Genomic DNA, 16,491 nt, shown 5'->3' with positions numbered 1-16,491 from the left:
GGTATTTATAGGATTACCCACAGCTTAGTATTTTCAGCCCAGGACTTGTAGCTTCAGTTTGCTATCACAAATGTTTTTTGTTTTGCTGTGTTTTTAGTTGAAAACCTTTAATAACCCTTGTTTGGGAGTACGAATCTTCAAAAAGTCGAAGAGATCTGTTAATAGGCCTAAAAATGTTCGTACTAGCCTCCTAGTCCTGCGCATTTTTCTGGTTTCTTTTGATGGTAAATAATTCTTACCGCGAATACGCTCTAAATATAATTAAATAATATTTTATATAGATCTATTCTTATTATATAGCTTTGATTTACTGTTGATATTTTTGTTTTTTTAATCAAAAACAATAAGTTATATAATATGTCTTCTTGTTTATAAAGGTTGTTTAACTGCCTGTTTTCCTCTGAATATCTTCTAGAACAATTATCTCTTTGTGATTTATCCAGATCTTAATCCCGAGTTTATAAGCTGGTTATCCATAGTTTCTTATTTATGTCAGTTGTGGCTCATTTAAGATTTTCGATAAATTAAAGTTCTCTTGTTTTCAAGTGAGTTTTAACCATAACTGACGTTATTTAGCCCTCTTTTATTTTTGCTGTTTTCAGTTTTAAAAACTAAAATTTTTTGTTTGAACTGTGGATAACTCTGTTTTTTTCTTATTAGCTGCGTATAATGACAGTTCTCTTTAACAAAGTTTTGGTTTTTTTTAATCCAATTCCTAGCTAGATGAGTTTTCCTCTGAAATTTGACAACGAAGCCTGAAAGTAAAATCCTCGCCCTATCTCATAAAGGATAAGAAGATTTATTCTGTACGCTTTGCAGTCTAGGGGAAGCTAATACATAGATTTTCTGTGAGAGCATTTCGTTTGACAAAGTTTTAATCTACATTGCAGTTCCTATGATTGATATGGTAAATCTTTAGGGATTTGCGGCTTTTCTTAATGCGGTTTTTTAGCTGGCTCAATTATCTGATTTAGCCTCCAGCGTTGATTATGTTTTCATACTTTTATTTGTATGAGGAGTTTTTGTGTCTGAAGATGTTTGGAAGAAGTGTCGGGATCTTTTGGAAGAAGAATACCCCCCACAACAATTCAATACTTGGTTGCGCCCTTTACAAGCTGAAGTCCATGATAATGGACTGGTTTTGCTTGCGCCTAATCGTTTTGTTGTCGATTGGGTTAAGCGAAATTTTTATACACGTATAAAAGAAATTGTGAGTCAAATTGGCGGTGACGCTTTTTCCTTACTCAGTATAAACATTGGTAGCAAGGCTGCTGACCCAACACATATAGAAACCCCGTCTGTGAAAGTACCTGAAACTATTTCTAAACCAATATCTAAGAAAACTGCTGATTATAAAAATAGCTATCTTAATAAGAAATTTATATTTGATAGTTTTGTTGAAGGAAACTCAAACCAATTAGCCCGTGCTGCTTCATGGCAGGTTGCTGAGCGACCTGGTGATGCTTACAACCCCTTGTTTATCTACGGAGGGGTTGGCCTGGGTAAAACTCATCTCATGCATGCGATCGGTAATACTATTCTCAAGAACAATCCTGAGGCAAAGGTTTTATATCTTCATTCAGAGCGTTTTGTTGCCGATATGGTTAAGGCATTGCAAACTAACTCAATTAACGAATTCAAACGTTTTTATCGTTCGCTTAATGCTTTGCTTATTGACGATATTCAATTTTTTGCTGGAAAAGATAGGTCTCAGGAAGAATTTTTCCATACTTTTAATGCCCTACTAGAAGGTCAGCAGCAAATTATTCTTACTAGTGATCGTTATCCAAAAGAGATAGAGGGCATGGAAGAGCGCTTAAAATCACGTTTTGGATGGGGATTGACGGTTGCTGTCGAGCCTCCTGAGCTTGAAACTCGAGTTGCGATTCTTATTTCTAAGGCTGAGCAATCGAATATTGAGCTTCCTTATGAAGTAGCCTTCTTTATTGCTAAACGTATTCGTTCTAATGTTCGTGAATTAGAAGGTGCTTTACGGCGTGTAATAGCTAATGCGCATTTCACGGGCAAACCTATAACTATTGAATTTGTTCATGAAGCCTTACGTGATTTGCTTGCTTTACAGGATAAGCTTGTTACGATTGAGAATATCCAGAAGACCGTAGCTGAGTATTATAAGGTCAAAGTGGCTGATTTATTGTCGAAAAGACGCAGTCGTTCTATTGCACGACCAAGGCAAATGGCTATGGCTTTAGCTAAGGAACTAACTAACCACAGTTTACCAGAAATTGGTGATCATTTTGGTGGCCGTGATCATACTACTGTTATTCATGCTTGCCGTAAGGTTAAGGAATTAATACAGGATGATAACGATTTTGCTGAAGATTATAAGAATCTTATGCGTACCCTATCTTCTTGATTTTGAGACTAATTATGTTTGAGTTGACACTTGCAAAAGAGCAATTACTTACCCCCCTGTTAACAGTTGCAGGGGCTGTTGATAAGAAGCAATCCTTAGCGATTTTATCTAATATTTTATTAGGTATTAATGACAATCAGTTGGTGCTTAGTGCAACCGATTTGGAAATGGAAATTACTGCTCGCGTTAACTGTGTTGCTACTCAAGTATCGGGAAAAATTACTGTTCCTGCTAAAAAATTTATTGATATCATACGTTCACTAGATGATGAGGCAACTCCAACAATTAGTCTTAAATCGGATACCGTAGTTATAAAAGCTGGCCGAAGCCAGTTTAAACTTGCAACCTTGTCTGCTGATGATTTCCCCTCCGCTGAAAATGAGTTAAGTGAGGTTGAGTTTTCTGTCTCCCGCCAATCCTTAATTCATCTTTTGCAATCTACTCATTTTGCTATGTCTCAAAATGATGTTCGAATGTTTTTGAATGGTTTATTGCTCGAGCTTGATGCCCAGACTATTACTGCTGTTGCAACAGATGGGCATCGTATGGCTGTGGCAAAACTACCCTCTGAGCTTTCTTTTTCTCATAATCGTTTTCTTTTGCCAAAAAAAGGCGTACAGGAAATGCTGAGATTATTAAATAATGTGAGTGATGAGCAGGTAGCTATTTCAGCAGGAAAAAATCATTTTAGGCTAGCTACTGCTGAATATAGCTTCCAATCGCGATTAATCGAGGCACGCTTTCCTCCTTATGCTAAAGCAATACCCCGTGAGCAAGATAAGTTCGTTCTTATTGATCGAGATTTACTAAAACGTGCTCTTTCTCGCATTGTTATTTTAGCCCATGAAAAATCGCGTGCAGTTTTATTGCATCTGCAAGCAAATTCTTTGACTCTTATTGCTAATAATCAAGAACAAGAAGAAGCTATTGAATCCTTAGAAGCGCATATTGATGGTGGTGAGTTGAAAATTGGTATTAATGCTAGCTACTTGCTTGATGTGTTAAATTTTGTTGGTGAGGGGCTTGTTCGCTTATCAATGTCAAATACTGATTCCAGTATTTTAGTTGAGTCTTTGCAGGACGAGCTTTATCAATACATCATTATGCCAATGAAATTATGACACTTGCGCAACTGCAGATACAAAATCTTCGTAACATCCGTTCTGCTCGTTATAATTTTCATCCTCATCTCAATCTAATTATTGGTGCTAATGGCTCGGGCAAAACTTCATTTTTAGAAGCAATCTATCTCTTAGGTAGCGGTCATTCCTTTCGAACTCGTGAAATTTCCCCCCTAGTTAGCCATGATAAGGATCAATTAACAGTCTTTGCTCGCACCAATGACGAACAATCGATAAGTATTCAAAAATCCTTAACCTCAGCAACGCAGGTTCGATTAAATTCTTATCCTTGTCAAACAACCAGTGAACTCGCTTATTTTTTGCCTTGCCAGGTTTTTTATCAGGATCTTTTTCAAATTATTGATGCTGGACCCTCTGTGAGGCGTAGTTTATTGGATTGGGGATTGTTTCACGTGGAACCTTCCTACCATAACCTTCTAAAAGAATATAAAAGAGCGTTAAAACAGCGTAATGCACTATTACGACAAAAGGCCCAATTAAGATATTTTGAGCCCTGGAATAAAATAATTTCTGAGTTAGCTTTAAATCTTGATAACTTTCGTTCTGGTTATTTTTCACAGTTGCAAGATGAGTTTAAAAGGATATTACAACAATTAACTGATATTGATTGTGATATAGGTTACTACAAAGGTTGGGACAGAAAAGGGACAAATAAAGAGTTGGCTAAAATATTGATTGAAAGTCATGATTCAGACCTTCAGAGACAATATACTCATTATGGACCGCATCAAGCTGATATTTTGATTGATTCCCATCATTTAAAAGCAAAACAATTCCTTTCACGAGGGCAGCAAAAAATAATCTTAATTGCGATTAAACTCGCTCAAACTGTTTTAATGGGTAAACCTTGTACCTTTCTTTTTGATGACTTAACAGCTGAATTAGATAATGCCCATCTTGATCGCTTATTTGAGCTTATCTTTACCTTAGAAGGGCAGTTCTTTATTACAGCAATTAATAAGGATTCCATTGCAATTAAACTTAGTCAGCATCCACATCTTATTTTTAGTCTTAATGATTAATATTTTTTAAATCTGTGTATAATAAAGTCTTTTAATATTACTATTTAAGAAGAATATAATGATTTTAGATTTAGATACTGTTACTGCTCTAATCAAATTTTTAAATTCAAAGCTAACTAATAGTGATCAACAAGCACGAAAAAATGCTTTTGGCTCTTTTTCGACGATGGTTGATGTGGTTGAGACAAGACTTAGCTTACTTGTGTCACAATCACAAAAAAATGAAGCTCAAAATTTAAAAGAGGCAATGAAATTATTATCAAGCGAGCAATTAGCAACATTTAATAAAGAGAAAGCTATTCTTCTGGCGAACATGAATCGGGTTATTGTCAATATTACTCGTTTTGAGGCGATCTGTTCCGCAGTTTTGAGGGCCACTGCTAGTGGTACTAATGGTTGTCAAGAACACGCTATTCTTGTAAGCCTGGCATTTTTTAAATTGCTAGGCTTAGAAAGAGCCAAAGAGATTGAATGTATTCAATTTAAAGCAATAAATGGTGGTAGCCATGAATCTGTTGCTTTGAATAGAGCTGGTCAACTGGATGATGTTAGCTCCTGGGGTAAAGGCTGTTTAGTTGTTGACTCATGGGGGCAATGGTGTAGGACAATTAATTATTTACCAGAGGATACAGCTGTTAGAAATTTAAAAGATTATGGTATGTATGCAAACCTAAAGATCAGTGTTGCTCATCAACTTGATATGCAATTAGAGCTCTTACAATCTTATAAAGATAATCCCCAGCATTTGTTACACAAGATCGAGCGTGATACCTATGATCTATTAGCTGATTATTATAAAAAAATGATTGCAGCTGCCATTAGGGAGGCTGATTTACCTGATTTACGATTTTTACCAAGCCTTGCATCAAGTCCATCAACCCTGATTCAATCGACTACAACTACAAAGAAACAAGTTGATGAATCCAACGCTAACCAGGAGCGCATCCCTGCTGCTAACTTCCCACCTTAAAGATTGAATGTTTCACGTGAAACATTTATCAATGATGGATAACAAACCGGAGCCAATCATATAAAAGCATGAAGACTAGTGCTATAATGGATCTTTTGCAAAGTGCTTAGGTAAAGAGGGTTCTATATGAGCGTAGACGCTAGTTATGATTCGTCGAACATCAAAGTTTTAAAAGGCCTGGATGCAGTCAGAAAACGTCCAGGAATGTACATTGGTGATACTGATGATGGAACTGGCTTGCATCATATGGTCTTTGAAGTTGTCGATAACTCAATTGACGAAGCATTGGCAGGTTATTGTCACGAGGTTAACGTGACTATTCATGCTGATGAATCAATAACTGTCAAGGATGATGGCCGCGGAATTCCAGTTGATATCCATAAAGAAGAAGGCCGATCAGCGGCAGAAGTTATTATGACTATTTTGCACGCTGGCGGAAAATTTGATGATAACTCCTATAAAGTTTCGGGCGGTTTACATGGTGTAGGTATTTCAGTTGTAAATGCACTATCTGAAGAATTGCATCTTCTTATTCGCCGTCACGGAAAAGTGCACGAGCAACATTATCGCAATGGTGTTCCAGATGCGCCGCTAGCAGTAACAGGCGACGCAACAACTACAGGAACACAGGTTTGGTTTAAGCCAAGCGCGAATACATTCAATAATATCGAGTTTCATTACGATATTCTGGCAAAGCGCTTGCGCGAGCTATCATTTTTGAATTCAGGTGTTTGTATACATCTTCATGATGAGCGAAGCCAAAGGCAGGATACCTTCCGCTATGAAGGGGGTATAAAAGCTTTCGTGGAACATCTTAACCGTAATAAAACACCGATTATGCCAATCGTCTTTTCTCTTACTGGCGAGAAAGATAATATTACAGTTGACCTATCCTTACAGTGGAATGACTCTTTCCAAGAAACAATCTTCTGCTTCACAAACAATATTCCGCAACGAGATGGCGGAACTCACTTGGCAGGTTTTAGGGCTGCGCTTACAAGAACATTGAATTCCTATATTGAAAATGAAGGCTTTGCTAAAAAGGCGAAAATCACAACAACTGGAGATGATGCGCGTGAAGGATTAACCGCAGTTCTATCCGTGAAAGTTCCTGATCCAAAATTCTCATCGCAAACTAAAGATAAGCTTGTCTCATCAGAAGTAAAAGCTGCTGTAGAATCTTTCGTTTCAGAAAAATTAAATGATTTTCTCTTAGAAAACCCAGCAATCGCAAAATCAATCGTTGGTAAGATTATTGATGCAGCTAGAGCAAGGGAAGCAGCTCGCAAAGCACGCGAGATGACAAGAAGGAAAGGGGCTTTAGATATCGCAGGGCTACCAGGCAAATTGGCTGATTGCCAAGAAAAAGATCCGGCACACTCCGAATTGTACATCGTAGAGGGAGATTCTGCGGGCGGTTCTGCAAAACAGGGACGTGATAGAAAGTTTCAGGCAATTCTGCCGCTTAAGGGTAAGATTCTCAATGTTGAAAAAGCACGCTTCGATAAAATGCTTTCTTCACAAGAAGTTGCAACACTAATTACGGCTCTCGGCTGTGGTATCGGACCTGATGAATATGACCCAGAGAAAATTCGTTATCACCGCATTATTATCATGACCGACGCCGATGTCGACGGCTCTCATATCCGCACACTGCTTTTAACCTTCTTCTATAGACAAACCCCAGAGCTTATTGAGCGAGGTTATATTTATATTGCACAGCCCCCACTCTATAAGGTTAAGCGCGGTAAGCAGGAGCAATATGTTAAAGATGATGAAGCACTTTATGATTATCTAACTCAAAGTGCATTAGATGGCGCAGAATTGTTTCCTGCAAATGATGCACCTTCTATTTCTGCGCTTGCTCTCGAAGAGCTGGTTATGCAATATCGCCGTGTTGAAAAAATCATTAAACGACATGCACGACGCTATAATGCTGAAATACTTAAAAGAATCAGTTACCTTCCGATTCTACAAAGCGATGATTTCAAAAATCATGAGCAAATCAGCACTTGGCTAAAACAGTTAGATTTGAGTTTGCAGCAGTTAGCTAGTAAAAATCAGCAATATCTTGTAGATATCATACACAATCCTGAAAATGGCAATTATTCGCCTCGAGTAACGATAAGACAGCACGGTAGTGATCACTCAATTGTCTTGAATCCTGAGTTTTATATATCCAAGGATTATAAGGAACTTACTAACCTGGGCGCTAAACTGGCAAACCTTGTTGAAGAGGGTGCCCAAGTTAAACGTGGTGAAAAGGTACAAGCTGTTGAATCTTTTGAGCAAGCTCTGCAATGGCTTTTGGATGAAGCTAAGCGAGGCCAAACAATACAACGCTATAAAGGTCTTGGTGAAATGAATCCAGAGCAATTATGGGAAACTACCATGGATCCAGAGGTAAGACGTATGTTGCAAGTAAGTATAGAAGATGCTGTTGCAGCAGATGAGATCTTTACTACTTTAATGGGTGATAATGTTGAGCCACGTAGAGAGTTCATTGAAACTAATGCACTTGAAGCTGAAAACATTGATGTTTAAGACAAGAGTTTAATGAAATTTCTTCGCTATTCTGTTTGGGCTCTGAGTGTAAGTACTGTCGAGACATGCTTATACTCTTCTGCCCAAACGGTACAAGCAGAGTCCAAAATAAACAAACTGTTCTGCCTAATGTGAGAACCAGCAACAGGTCAGGCCCCTCTTGTCCCTATATTCAATTATTCTAATGAAGTCTGTCTATGTAAATCCCGGAGATACTTGGCTGCGCTGTGTATGAAGAGGATGGCAAATTATGAAAAACTCAGAAAATAGGGTTCCAGCATCAATATATTGAACTTGGGAAATCTCATATCAAGTTACAGATTACCGTTAAAGGAGAAGCTTTGAATTTAAGAAGATAAACTCTGAAATAAGTTAAAGCCGCATCCATGCGGCAAAGCACATCCATTGTGCTGGTCCATATTGTTGACGTCCTGTCAGACAATCCATGTCATCCCTTATATTTACAGTATATCTATTCTCTTAAAATAAGCATAACAAGAATCGATGAGCAATTTGTAAGAAATATCTCAAATAAATAGCAGTATTGTCTCTATCTTGAGCATATCGTTAATCACTCTTACTATTGCTTAAGCTCATGGAAGGACTGTTAGATGCACTAAAAGTAGAATCATCTTCAGAATCAAAATGACGACGAAATTTAGAAAAAAAGTCTAAAGACTTAGACTTTGGTTCTTGCTGAACGACAGAAATGCTCTTGTCATTGATATCAGCTTCATCCTTACTATCACGAGAAACTTGCATCATTGCCTTCTCAGAAAAAGCGTCGATAAGGGTATACTCAGGCTCCACAGGGGGCACAACAAAGTCAACAAAGCTCTTGCTCATATAGTAGGAGGCAAGAACACCCGAAGTTATAAATAATAAGGGCGCTACGATTGCTGCAACAGCTGCAATAATAGCAGCAGAAGGAATATAGGCCAGGGCAATAAATAAAAACTGGGTAACTACAAGGGAAATATTCCGTGCAGTAAAGATAGTATTTGTGCCTCGATGGTCAGGTTTACCTAAAATAGCATCAAATAGTAAAATGGCTAACTTTCCCCCAGAAACAATAGCACCACCTAATGCCGTCACCGGAAATAGTAAGGCAAAAACAGGTAACAGCAATAAAAACAATGCAGCTGAAGCTGCAAACCCAAACGGTAGCAAGGCAACGGATAATAAGCCAATTGTAGTTTTTCTTAGCATTAGGGAATAATATTCAAATAAATTTGTTCAACATTCTACCACATTGACAATTAAATGCGATTGGTTTTTACAGATGCCCTAAATAAATCAGGGCATCTGTAAGCGATTAACTAAAGGAGAGCGTATCGTGAGAAATACGAGGCTGATCTTCACCATGACTTGATGAGGACTGAGCATTCGGTGGGGCAAGTAAACTACTAGGAACTTCAGCAGGATTCAGCCTGCTTTGCTCTTGCATTTCTTCAGCATGTACCCTGAATTGAGTATATATGGGGCCAAATAGCTCTCTATTAGGCGATTTTGCGAGAATACTTAAAGTAGCACAGATCGCTGAATGAGAACTTCGAGGCGAGTTCCTAAGATTCGACAAAAAGTAACTATCTTTACCGTCAAATACAGCAGCAACCAAATTGGGGTAGGCATGGATCAAATCAAAATTAAAGTTTCGGCCTAAATGCAAATGAGGTTCCTCTCCAAATAAATTATTGAGCAATACCAAAGTTTCTTGGCAATGGCTTTTAAAAGCCTCTTCTGAAGTAGAAGTCAATTTACCCTTTAGATTTACAAAGGTAGTAAGATTTTCCCGTGGGCAGTTTAAGATAAGCTTGGTTAGCAGAGCAGTTTTTTCATGCGAAGATAAACTATCAAGATGTTCTTCACTTTCCAACAGCGAACTCCCATCGCTGACCAACGCATCATAAGGATTCACTTGTGAAGAGGGGTGTATCATCTCTACTAATGATTCCTTGGCAAACTTAGTCATATCATCTCCTTATAAAATAAAAACTAAAAGCCGGTATAGCCTACTAGGGTCTAATGAGAAATGGTAGCCTAAATTTAACGTCAATTCGGGATAAGAGTCGTTTAAAGTCATCGATAAATCAAAGTACTCTTCGTTAAAAGCGCCAAAAAATGCTCGAATTAGCACTGCGAGTCCTCCGTTTTTTGGGCGCTTTTGCCTCGATTATTTTGATTTCTCTCGATTTTAAACGACTCTTATTCCGAACGGACGTTAAAGCCAATTAAAAAATGTAAAAATAATTATCAAACTACTATAAAGTTTTACAGAATAGAGACGATTACAATTATGAATGTTGTTGCCTTAATAAAATAATAATAAGGAGTAGGCAATGTCTAAAATACATCTCTTACAAGACCCTTTTCTAAACGAACTCCGTAAAGAAAAGATTCCAGTATCAGTATTTTTGGTTAATGGTATTAAATTACATGGGGTTGTTGATTCCTTTGACCAATATGTTCTGATGCTAAAAAACTCAGTGACTCAGATGGTATACAAACATGCCATATCAACAGTTGTTCCTTCCAGGCCCGTTAAATTACCATCTATGGATGCTGGTGAGGATGATGGAAATATGGCAGACTAGCGTTTTTCTTGTCATTGGAAAAGTCTTTGTTTGAACGTCCACAAGGTGGCGAGCGCGCCATATTAGTTCAGTTGGCGTTACCTGGGGTCGATGCTGAAAAAGCATTGTCCGAATTTAAGGAGCTAGCTCTATCTGCTCAAGCAGAGATAATGGCTTGTGTGGTAGGCGCTCGCGCAACTCCCGAGGCAAAGTATTATGTTGGCTTAGGCAAGGCTGAAGAAATTCAAGAGCTGGTTGCTGCCCATAATGCTGAGCTTGTTCTCGTCAATCACGAATTATCGCCATCTCAAGAGCGAAATTTGGAGCGTTTGTTCCAATGCCGGGTAGTTGATCGAAGTGGCTTAATCCTCGATATTTTTGCCCAAAGAGCCCGAACTTTCGAAGGAAAATTGCAGGTAGAATTGGCGCAGCTCCAACATATCTCAACACGTCTAATTCGTGGCTGGACACATTTGGAGCGACAAAAAGGGGGTATTGGCCTGAGGGGCCCCGGAGAGACACAGTTAGAGACTGATCGCAGGTTGCTAAGAGAGCGAATTAAATCAATTAATAAGCGCCTAGAAAAGGTCAGGCGCAGTCGTGATCAGAACCGACGCGCAAGACAGAAGGCAGCACTCCCAACAGTTTCTTTGGTAGGTTATACCAATGCTGGGAAATCAACACTTTTTAATGCGCTTACAGGCGAACAGATTTATGTTGCGGATCAGCTGTTCGCTACACTCGATCCAACCATGCGTAAATTGGATTTGCCTGGAGCTGGATCCGTTATTTTAACTGATACGGTAGGTTTTATTCGTGATTTGCCACACCAATTAGTCGAAGCCTTCCGTGCGACCTTGGAGGAAACAGAAGAAGCTGATCTGCTTTTACATGTGATTGATATTGCAGATCCTTTTTGGCGGGATACAGTTATAGCAGTAGAGCAAGTGCTAAGCGAAATTGGGGTAACTGAAATTCCAATAATTCATGTGTTTAATAAAATTGATTTACAAAAAGATTGGCTGCCGAAGATTGATTGGCAAGAAGATAGCTGTAAGGTTTGGCTATCAGCTAAAACAGGAGAGGGGCTTGATTTGCTTTGTGAGGTAATTGCTACCCAATTAGAGGGTGCAATTATTGAAGAAGAAATCTATGTTGCTCCTTCAGACGCAAAATTGCGGGCAAAGCTTTATCAGTTAGCAGCAATTGTCAGCGAAAGAGCCAGCGATGAAGGTGGTTGGTATTTGAAAATAAAATTAACGCAGGCTCAAAAAGCACACTTATTCTAGGGGCAGTTAAGTTAACCATAGAACCAACAGCGTCTAGCGTATAGCCTCTTTGAGGCTTTTCTCAGTTTGCCCGCCATACAAGGTTGTACTAAGTTTCCCGTCAGGATTAAAAACGAAGGTCGCAGGAACACCACGAATATCGCCTAAATCCAGAGCTCTGGCAGGATCAAATTGTAAACTAGGATAGCTAATTTTGTATTTCCTGATTAAAGCAATTTGGCTAGGCAGGGGCATGAGATCAAAATTGACAGCAAATAAAGCAACCTTATCCTTGTTTTTCTTATAAAAATGATTTAGTTCAACAATTTCATCTAGGCAGGGTTGGCACCAACTTGCCCAATAATTAAGGAGTACCCATTTTCCTTTTAAGCTATCGAAAGGAATAATCTGTCCGGTGACATCTTTTAAAAACACAGTGGAACAGAAGGCATGGCTCAAAACAGAAATATAAAGAAGAAATGATAGCATTAATTTAAATCGTCCCATTAAACTCCTCCTTCGAGCAAATTGCAGCATTCTAACACAGCCGCCTTTATACGGAGCAATATTTTTGTAAAGTTCAGACTCCTCACAAAAATAAAACATGACTACGAGTTGAGCAATATGTGTTTTTGCTCGAACAAATGACCATTTTTTATTTACATAAAATAGTAATTAGTGTAAAATGGTCGATCATTCTTCTGGTGCCAGTAGATCAATTTAGGATAAACTAATTGGTAGCATGGAGAATAGCAATTAAGAGATGAAACGCTTACAACAAAGAATGGGAACTCGATGGCCATCACCTTGATAATTTCTGCAATAGCAATTCTAACCTTCATTTGTGTTATTGCTATGTTTTATCGCCTGAGACAGCAGCCAGCCGTCCGTTTATCTACCTTTGATTACATTAAACTGACTTTCAGCGGTATTGTGGCCTTTATTGCGGACACCCTTGGTGTTGGTAGTTTCGCGGTTAATGTTGCTTTAGCAAAGTTGCTAAGAACCTTTCCTGATGATGAGTTACCAGCCGTTAATAATGGTGCACAAGTTATACCTGGTACGATTGAATCCCTCTTCTTTATGAAGATAGTGGACGTTGATTTAACCACCTTGGTTACGTTAGTTGCAGGAACTTGTATCGGTGGATTGATTGGTGGTGTAGTGGTAACCCACTTAAGTAAGCAAGCAATACGTTTAGCCATGATGTGCTGTTTTGTCGGAATTATCACTTTGCTAATTTGTCATCAAATGCGTTTAATGCCGATTGGTGGTGATTTAGTTGAATTGCAATCTTGGAAATTATTACTTGGCTTTTTGGCCATGATAGTCTGTGGTGCTCTAACCTCTGTGGGTATCGGCCTCTTTGCTATGGTTCAAGGTGTTCTGTTTCTCCTGAACGTATCGCCAGTTGTTGCCTTTCCTATCATGACAACAGCCGGTGCTATGCAGCAACCCCTGACTACCTTAGTCTTTGTCCAACAAAATAAAATACCTCTTAAAAAGACGCTTATTTTAAGTTTTGCCGGTTGTATTGGGGTTTTTATTACTATTCCCTTATTTACTCAACTAACAGTAACTTGGTTACATTCACTGTTATTGTGTATTTTAATTTATAATCTCATCGCCATAAGTCGTACATACTTCCGCTCCAGAGCGAGACGTTATGCTCAGACCAGTTTTCCTCCCTTGGCAGCAGCTGATTAGTGTCAATTCAGACATGCTAAAATAAAAAATACTGCCCGAACGATTCTTCGGTTAGAAGAAGTTGTTTGAGTTTAAAAAGGTTAGTTTGATGGAAGAGATAAAGAGTAAATCACAAAAAAAGCGTGATGCTGATGCTTTGCAAAAAATTGGCGTTGAATTTATTGGGTTAAGTAACGAGAAACTCGATCGTTTGCCTCTGCCAGCAAATTTACGCCATGCCATTGATCAAGCAAAAAACATTAAAAGCCACGGGGCTATAAGGCGTCAGGCACAGTTGATTGGCAAGCTTATGAGAGCTGCTGATAGTGAAGCCATTTTAGCTGCTTATGATCTAATTCTTGCTGAAGGCTCTGCGCAAACAGCGGTATTTCATGAGTTAGAACAATGGCGAGATCGGCTGATCAACGAGGGTAAGGATGCGCTTACAGAATTTATTCATGATTATCAGCCCAGTGATGTTCAGCAACTTCGCCAACTTATAAAAAAAGCAGAGGAAGAGCAGCAGAGTGGCAAACCCAGTGGTGCCGCTAAAGCGTTGTTTCGTTTTCTAAGGTCTTGCCTATCATGAACTACTCTCTTTTTATCAGCTGCCCGAAAGGTTTGGAATATCTGTTGGAAGATGAGGTGAAAGCACTTGGCTTTCATGTTTCCCGGGTTAGTCCTCAGGGGGTTTATGGCCAGGCCGAGTTGGCTATGATTTATCATTTGTGCCTTTGGACAAGGCTAGCTAACCGCGTACAGCTGATTTTATTTAGTGGCGAAGCCCATAATGAGCAAACGCTATATCAATTAGCCAACCAGTTTCCCTGGCAAACAGTCTTTACTGCGGATAAAAGTCTAGCTATCGAGTTTCACGGTTCATCGGACCATATTCGGAATTCTATGTTTGGCGCGCAGGTAATCAAAGACGGTATTGTTGATCATTTTCGCAGCTTTAAAGGGATGCGCCCAACAATTGATCGGGGGCAGCCAGATATTCGCTTGCATGCCCATTTAAAAAATGACCAGGTTACAGTCAGTCTTGATTTGACAGGCTATAGCTTGCATCAGCGTGGTTATCGTACTCAGGCTGGTGAGGCTCCTTTAAAAGAAAATATTGCTGCAGCTATGCTGATTCGTGCCAAATGGCCGCAACTAGCTGCGGAAGGTTATGTTTTACATGATCCCTTTTGTGGTGCTGGCACCCTCGTTATCGAGGCTGCGATGATGGCGGGGCATATTGCACCTGGATTATTGCGCCATGATCAGGCTTTAATTCGTTGGGCTCAGCATCAACCCTCATTATGGGATAAGGTGAGGGCGCAGGCTCTACAGCAAGTTAAACCTATAAAACTTAAGTTGTTAGGGACAGATAACAATCCTAAATTAATAAATATCGCTCGGGACAATGCTGAACGTGCGGGTGTATTGCCCTTAGTGGAATTTGCCAATTTATCGGTGAAAGATTGCCGTCCAGCCAATGAAAAAGGGTTGGTTATTGCAAACCCTCCCTATGGTGAGCGCTTGGGTGACGCTACGCAGCTTGTCCCGCTTTATCATGAGTTAGGGACAATTCTTCATTCCTATTATCAGGGCTGGCATGCTGCAATTTTGACTTCAAATCCGATGCTTGCGAAGGCAATAGGTTTACGTGCCGAGAAGCAGTACACCTTATTTAATGGTGCCCTAGAATGCAAATTATACTGTTTAACACTTAATGCAGAGAATCAGCTTAAAAATGCTGAAAGAGGGCATTTCTCTTCTGCAGCTCAGATGTTGGCAAACCGGTTAAAGAAAAATCATAACCATTTGCAAAAATGGGCTAAACGCAGCCATATCAACTGTTATCGCGTTTATGATGCAGATTTACCAGAATATGCCTTTGCCATAGATATCTATAATGATTATGCCGTACTGCAGGAATATGCCGCACCGGCCAGTATTGCTGCCCATAAGGTTGAAAAACGCAGCCTGGATGTTATTCAAGTTGTCCCTGCTGCTTTAGGAATCTCAGCTGACAAATTAGTGGTTAAGCAGCGTAAACAACAAAAGGGAAGTAGCCAATATCAAAAAATGAGTCAAACTCGACATAACATGACGGTTGTGGAAGGTCAGGCAAAATTAAAGGTTAATCTCTATGATTACCTGGATACTGGTTTGTTTCTTGATCATCGGCCGCTCAGGATGCGTTTTGCTCAATTAAAATCTGGTCAGCGGTTTCTAAATTGCTTTTGTTATACCGCAAGCGCTAGCGTGCATGCCGCTTTGGCAGGGGCAATAACTACGAATGTAGATCTCTCAAAAACCTATTTAAGCTGGTCAGAAGATAATTTCAGGCTTAATCATATTGATTTATCCAGACATCAATTTATACATTTCGATTGTTTGGAATGGTTGCAGATCACCTCTGATCGCTTTGATGTTATTTTTCTTGACCCGCCAAGTTTTTCAAATTCAAAACGGATGAAGCAGACCCTGGATGTTCAGCGTGATCATATTGATCTAATTAATGCTGCTATGCGTTTGCTAAATGCTAAAGGGGTTTTATATTTTTCGACGAACTTGCGGCAGTTTAAGCTTTCGCCAGAGATTAGCCAAAAATATAAGATAGAGGATATTAGCGCAGAAACTATCGACTTGGATTTTAAGCGATCTAAGCGAATTCATCAGTGCTATATGATAACGCAGTCTTCTAACTGAGTAATAGATCACCCCATACTCAGGAAAGTCCGCTTTGGACCCATCTCGAGAGAAAAACGTGATTAAAAGTAATAGGTCAGCCCCCACCCCAGTATTGAATTCCCGCGGCTTGACCGCGGGATCCGGTGTTCACTCTGAGCCCATAGATCCCGCGGTCAAGCCGTGGGATTTCGGGATGGGGGTGACCTATTACGCTCAAAATTGAACTT

General features: G+C 39.4%; 13 protein-coding genes. 10 read left to right on the top strand and 3 right to left on the bottom strand.

The window, feature by feature from the left end; genetic code table 11:
* Window positions 1-1,024 precede the first annotated feature (1,024 nt).
* The 5 genes from dnaA (at window position 1,025) to gyrB (ending at window position 8,055) form a co-directional block, all read left to right on the top strand.
* A complete protein-coding gene (dnaA, locus tag BN1094_RS02115; protein ID WP_043872760.1) occupies window positions 1,025-2,377 on the top strand; it encodes a chromosomal replication initiator protein DnaA in 1,353 nt (450 codons plus the stop codon).
* Window positions 2,378-2,391: 14 nt separating this feature from the next.
* Entirely contained in the window at window positions 2,392-3,498 is a 1,107-nt protein-coding gene (gene dnaN / locus BN1094_RS02110) for a DNA polymerase III subunit beta (RefSeq protein WP_043872759.1), read from the top strand.
* On the top strand, window positions 3,495-4,541 hold the full coding sequence (recF, locus tag BN1094_RS02105; RefSeq protein ID WP_043872758.1) for a DNA replication/repair protein RecF: 1,047 nt from the start codon (window positions 3,495-3,497) through the stop codon (window positions 4,539-4,541). Before dnaN ends, recF begins: the two co-directional genes overlap by 4 nt.
* 58 nt (window positions 4,542-4,599) lie before the next feature.
* On the top strand, window positions 4,600-5,511 hold the full coding sequence (locus tag BN1094_RS02100; RefSeq protein WP_043872757.1) for a hypothetical protein: 912 nt from the start codon (window positions 4,600-4,602) through the stop codon (window positions 5,509-5,511).
* A gap of 126 nt (window positions 5,512-5,637) precedes the next feature.
* Window positions 5,638-8,055: a DNA topoisomerase (ATP-hydrolyzing) subunit B gene (gene gyrB, locus BN1094_RS02095; RefSeq protein ID WP_043872756.1), complete on the top strand. Its 2,418-nt coding sequence runs from the start codon at window positions 5,638-5,640 to the stop codon at window positions 8,053-8,055.
* Between the two features lie 567 nt (window positions 8,056-8,622).
* On the opposite strand, the gene BN1094_RS02090 is transcribed toward gyrB, so the two are convergent.
* Together BN1094_RS02090 and BN1094_RS02085 are read right to left on the bottom strand one after the other, a co-directional pair.
* Window positions 8,623-9,264, bottom strand: coding sequence for a hypothetical protein (locus BN1094_RS02090; RefSeq protein WP_043872755.1), 642 nt, complete (start codon window positions 9,262-9,264; stop codon window positions 8,623-8,625).
* Window positions 9,265-9,370: 106 nt separating this feature from the next.
* Window positions 9,371-10,027 carry a hypothetical protein gene (locus BN1094_RS02085; RefSeq protein ID WP_043872754.1) on the bottom strand — a complete coding sequence of 219 codons (657 nt, stop codon included), beginning with the start codon at window positions 10,025-10,027 and terminating at the stop codon, window positions 9,371-9,373.
* 367 nt (window positions 10,028-10,394) lie between these two features.
* Here BN1094_RS02085 and hfq point away from each other — a divergent pair, with 367 nt between their 5' ends.
* Complete coding sequence (gene hfq / locus BN1094_RS02080; protein ID WP_043872753.1) at window positions 10,395-10,649, top strand: RNA chaperone Hfq; 255 nt, start codon at window positions 10,395-10,397, stop codon at window positions 10,647-10,649.
* Window positions 10,650-10,675: 26 nt separating this feature from the next.
* Window positions 10,676-11,917 carry a ribosome rescue GTPase HflX gene (gene hflX, locus BN1094_RS02075; RefSeq protein ID WP_043872752.1) on the top strand — a complete coding sequence of 414 codons (1,242 nt, stop codon included), beginning with the start codon at window positions 10,676-10,678 and terminating at the stop codon, window positions 11,915-11,917.
* Window positions 11,918-11,950: 33 nt separating this feature from the next.
* Here the strand turns inward: hflX and BN1094_RS02070 are convergent, their stop codons facing one another.
* Complete coding sequence (locus BN1094_RS02070) at window positions 11,951-12,403, bottom strand: TlpA family protein disulfide reductase (protein ID WP_043872751.1); 453 nt, start codon at window positions 12,401-12,403, stop codon at window positions 11,951-11,953.
* A 288-nt stretch (window positions 12,404-12,691) separates the two neighbouring features.
* Here BN1094_RS02070 and BN1094_RS02065 point away from each other — a divergent pair, with 288 nt between their 5' ends.
* The 3 genes from BN1094_RS02065 (at window position 12,692) to rlmKL (ending at window position 16,282) form a co-directional block, all read left to right on the top strand.
* Window positions 12,692-13,603, top strand: coding sequence for a TSUP family transporter (locus BN1094_RS02065; protein WP_043872750.1), 912 nt, complete (start codon window positions 12,692-12,694; stop codon window positions 13,601-13,603).
* A gap of 88 nt (window positions 13,604-13,691) precedes the next feature.
* Window positions 13,692-14,171, top strand: coding sequence for a ribosome biogenesis factor YjgA (yjgA, locus tag BN1094_RS02060; protein WP_043872749.1), 480 nt, complete (start codon window positions 13,692-13,694; stop codon window positions 14,169-14,171).
* The gene (gene rlmKL, locus BN1094_RS02055) at window positions 14,168-16,282 is read left to right on the top strand and encodes a bifunctional 23S rRNA (guanine(2069)-N(7))-methyltransferase RlmK/23S rRNA (guanine(2445)-N(2))-methyltransferase RlmL (protein ID WP_043872748.1); all 2,115 of its coding nucleotides are present in this window, start codon (window positions 14,168-14,170) and stop codon (window positions 16,280-16,282) included. The genes yjgA and rlmKL overlap by 4 nt, the downstream gene beginning before the upstream one ends.
* Window positions 16,283-16,491 lie beyond the last annotated feature (209 nt).

This window comes from Legionella massiliensis (genome assembly GCF_000756815.1).
Taxonomy (GTDB): domain Bacteria; phylum Pseudomonadota; class Gammaproteobacteria; order Legionellales; family Legionellaceae; genus Tatlockia; species Tatlockia massiliensis.
The sequence above is the reverse complement of the archived record's forward strand: the minus strand, read 5'-3'. Positions and strand labels throughout refer to the sequence as shown.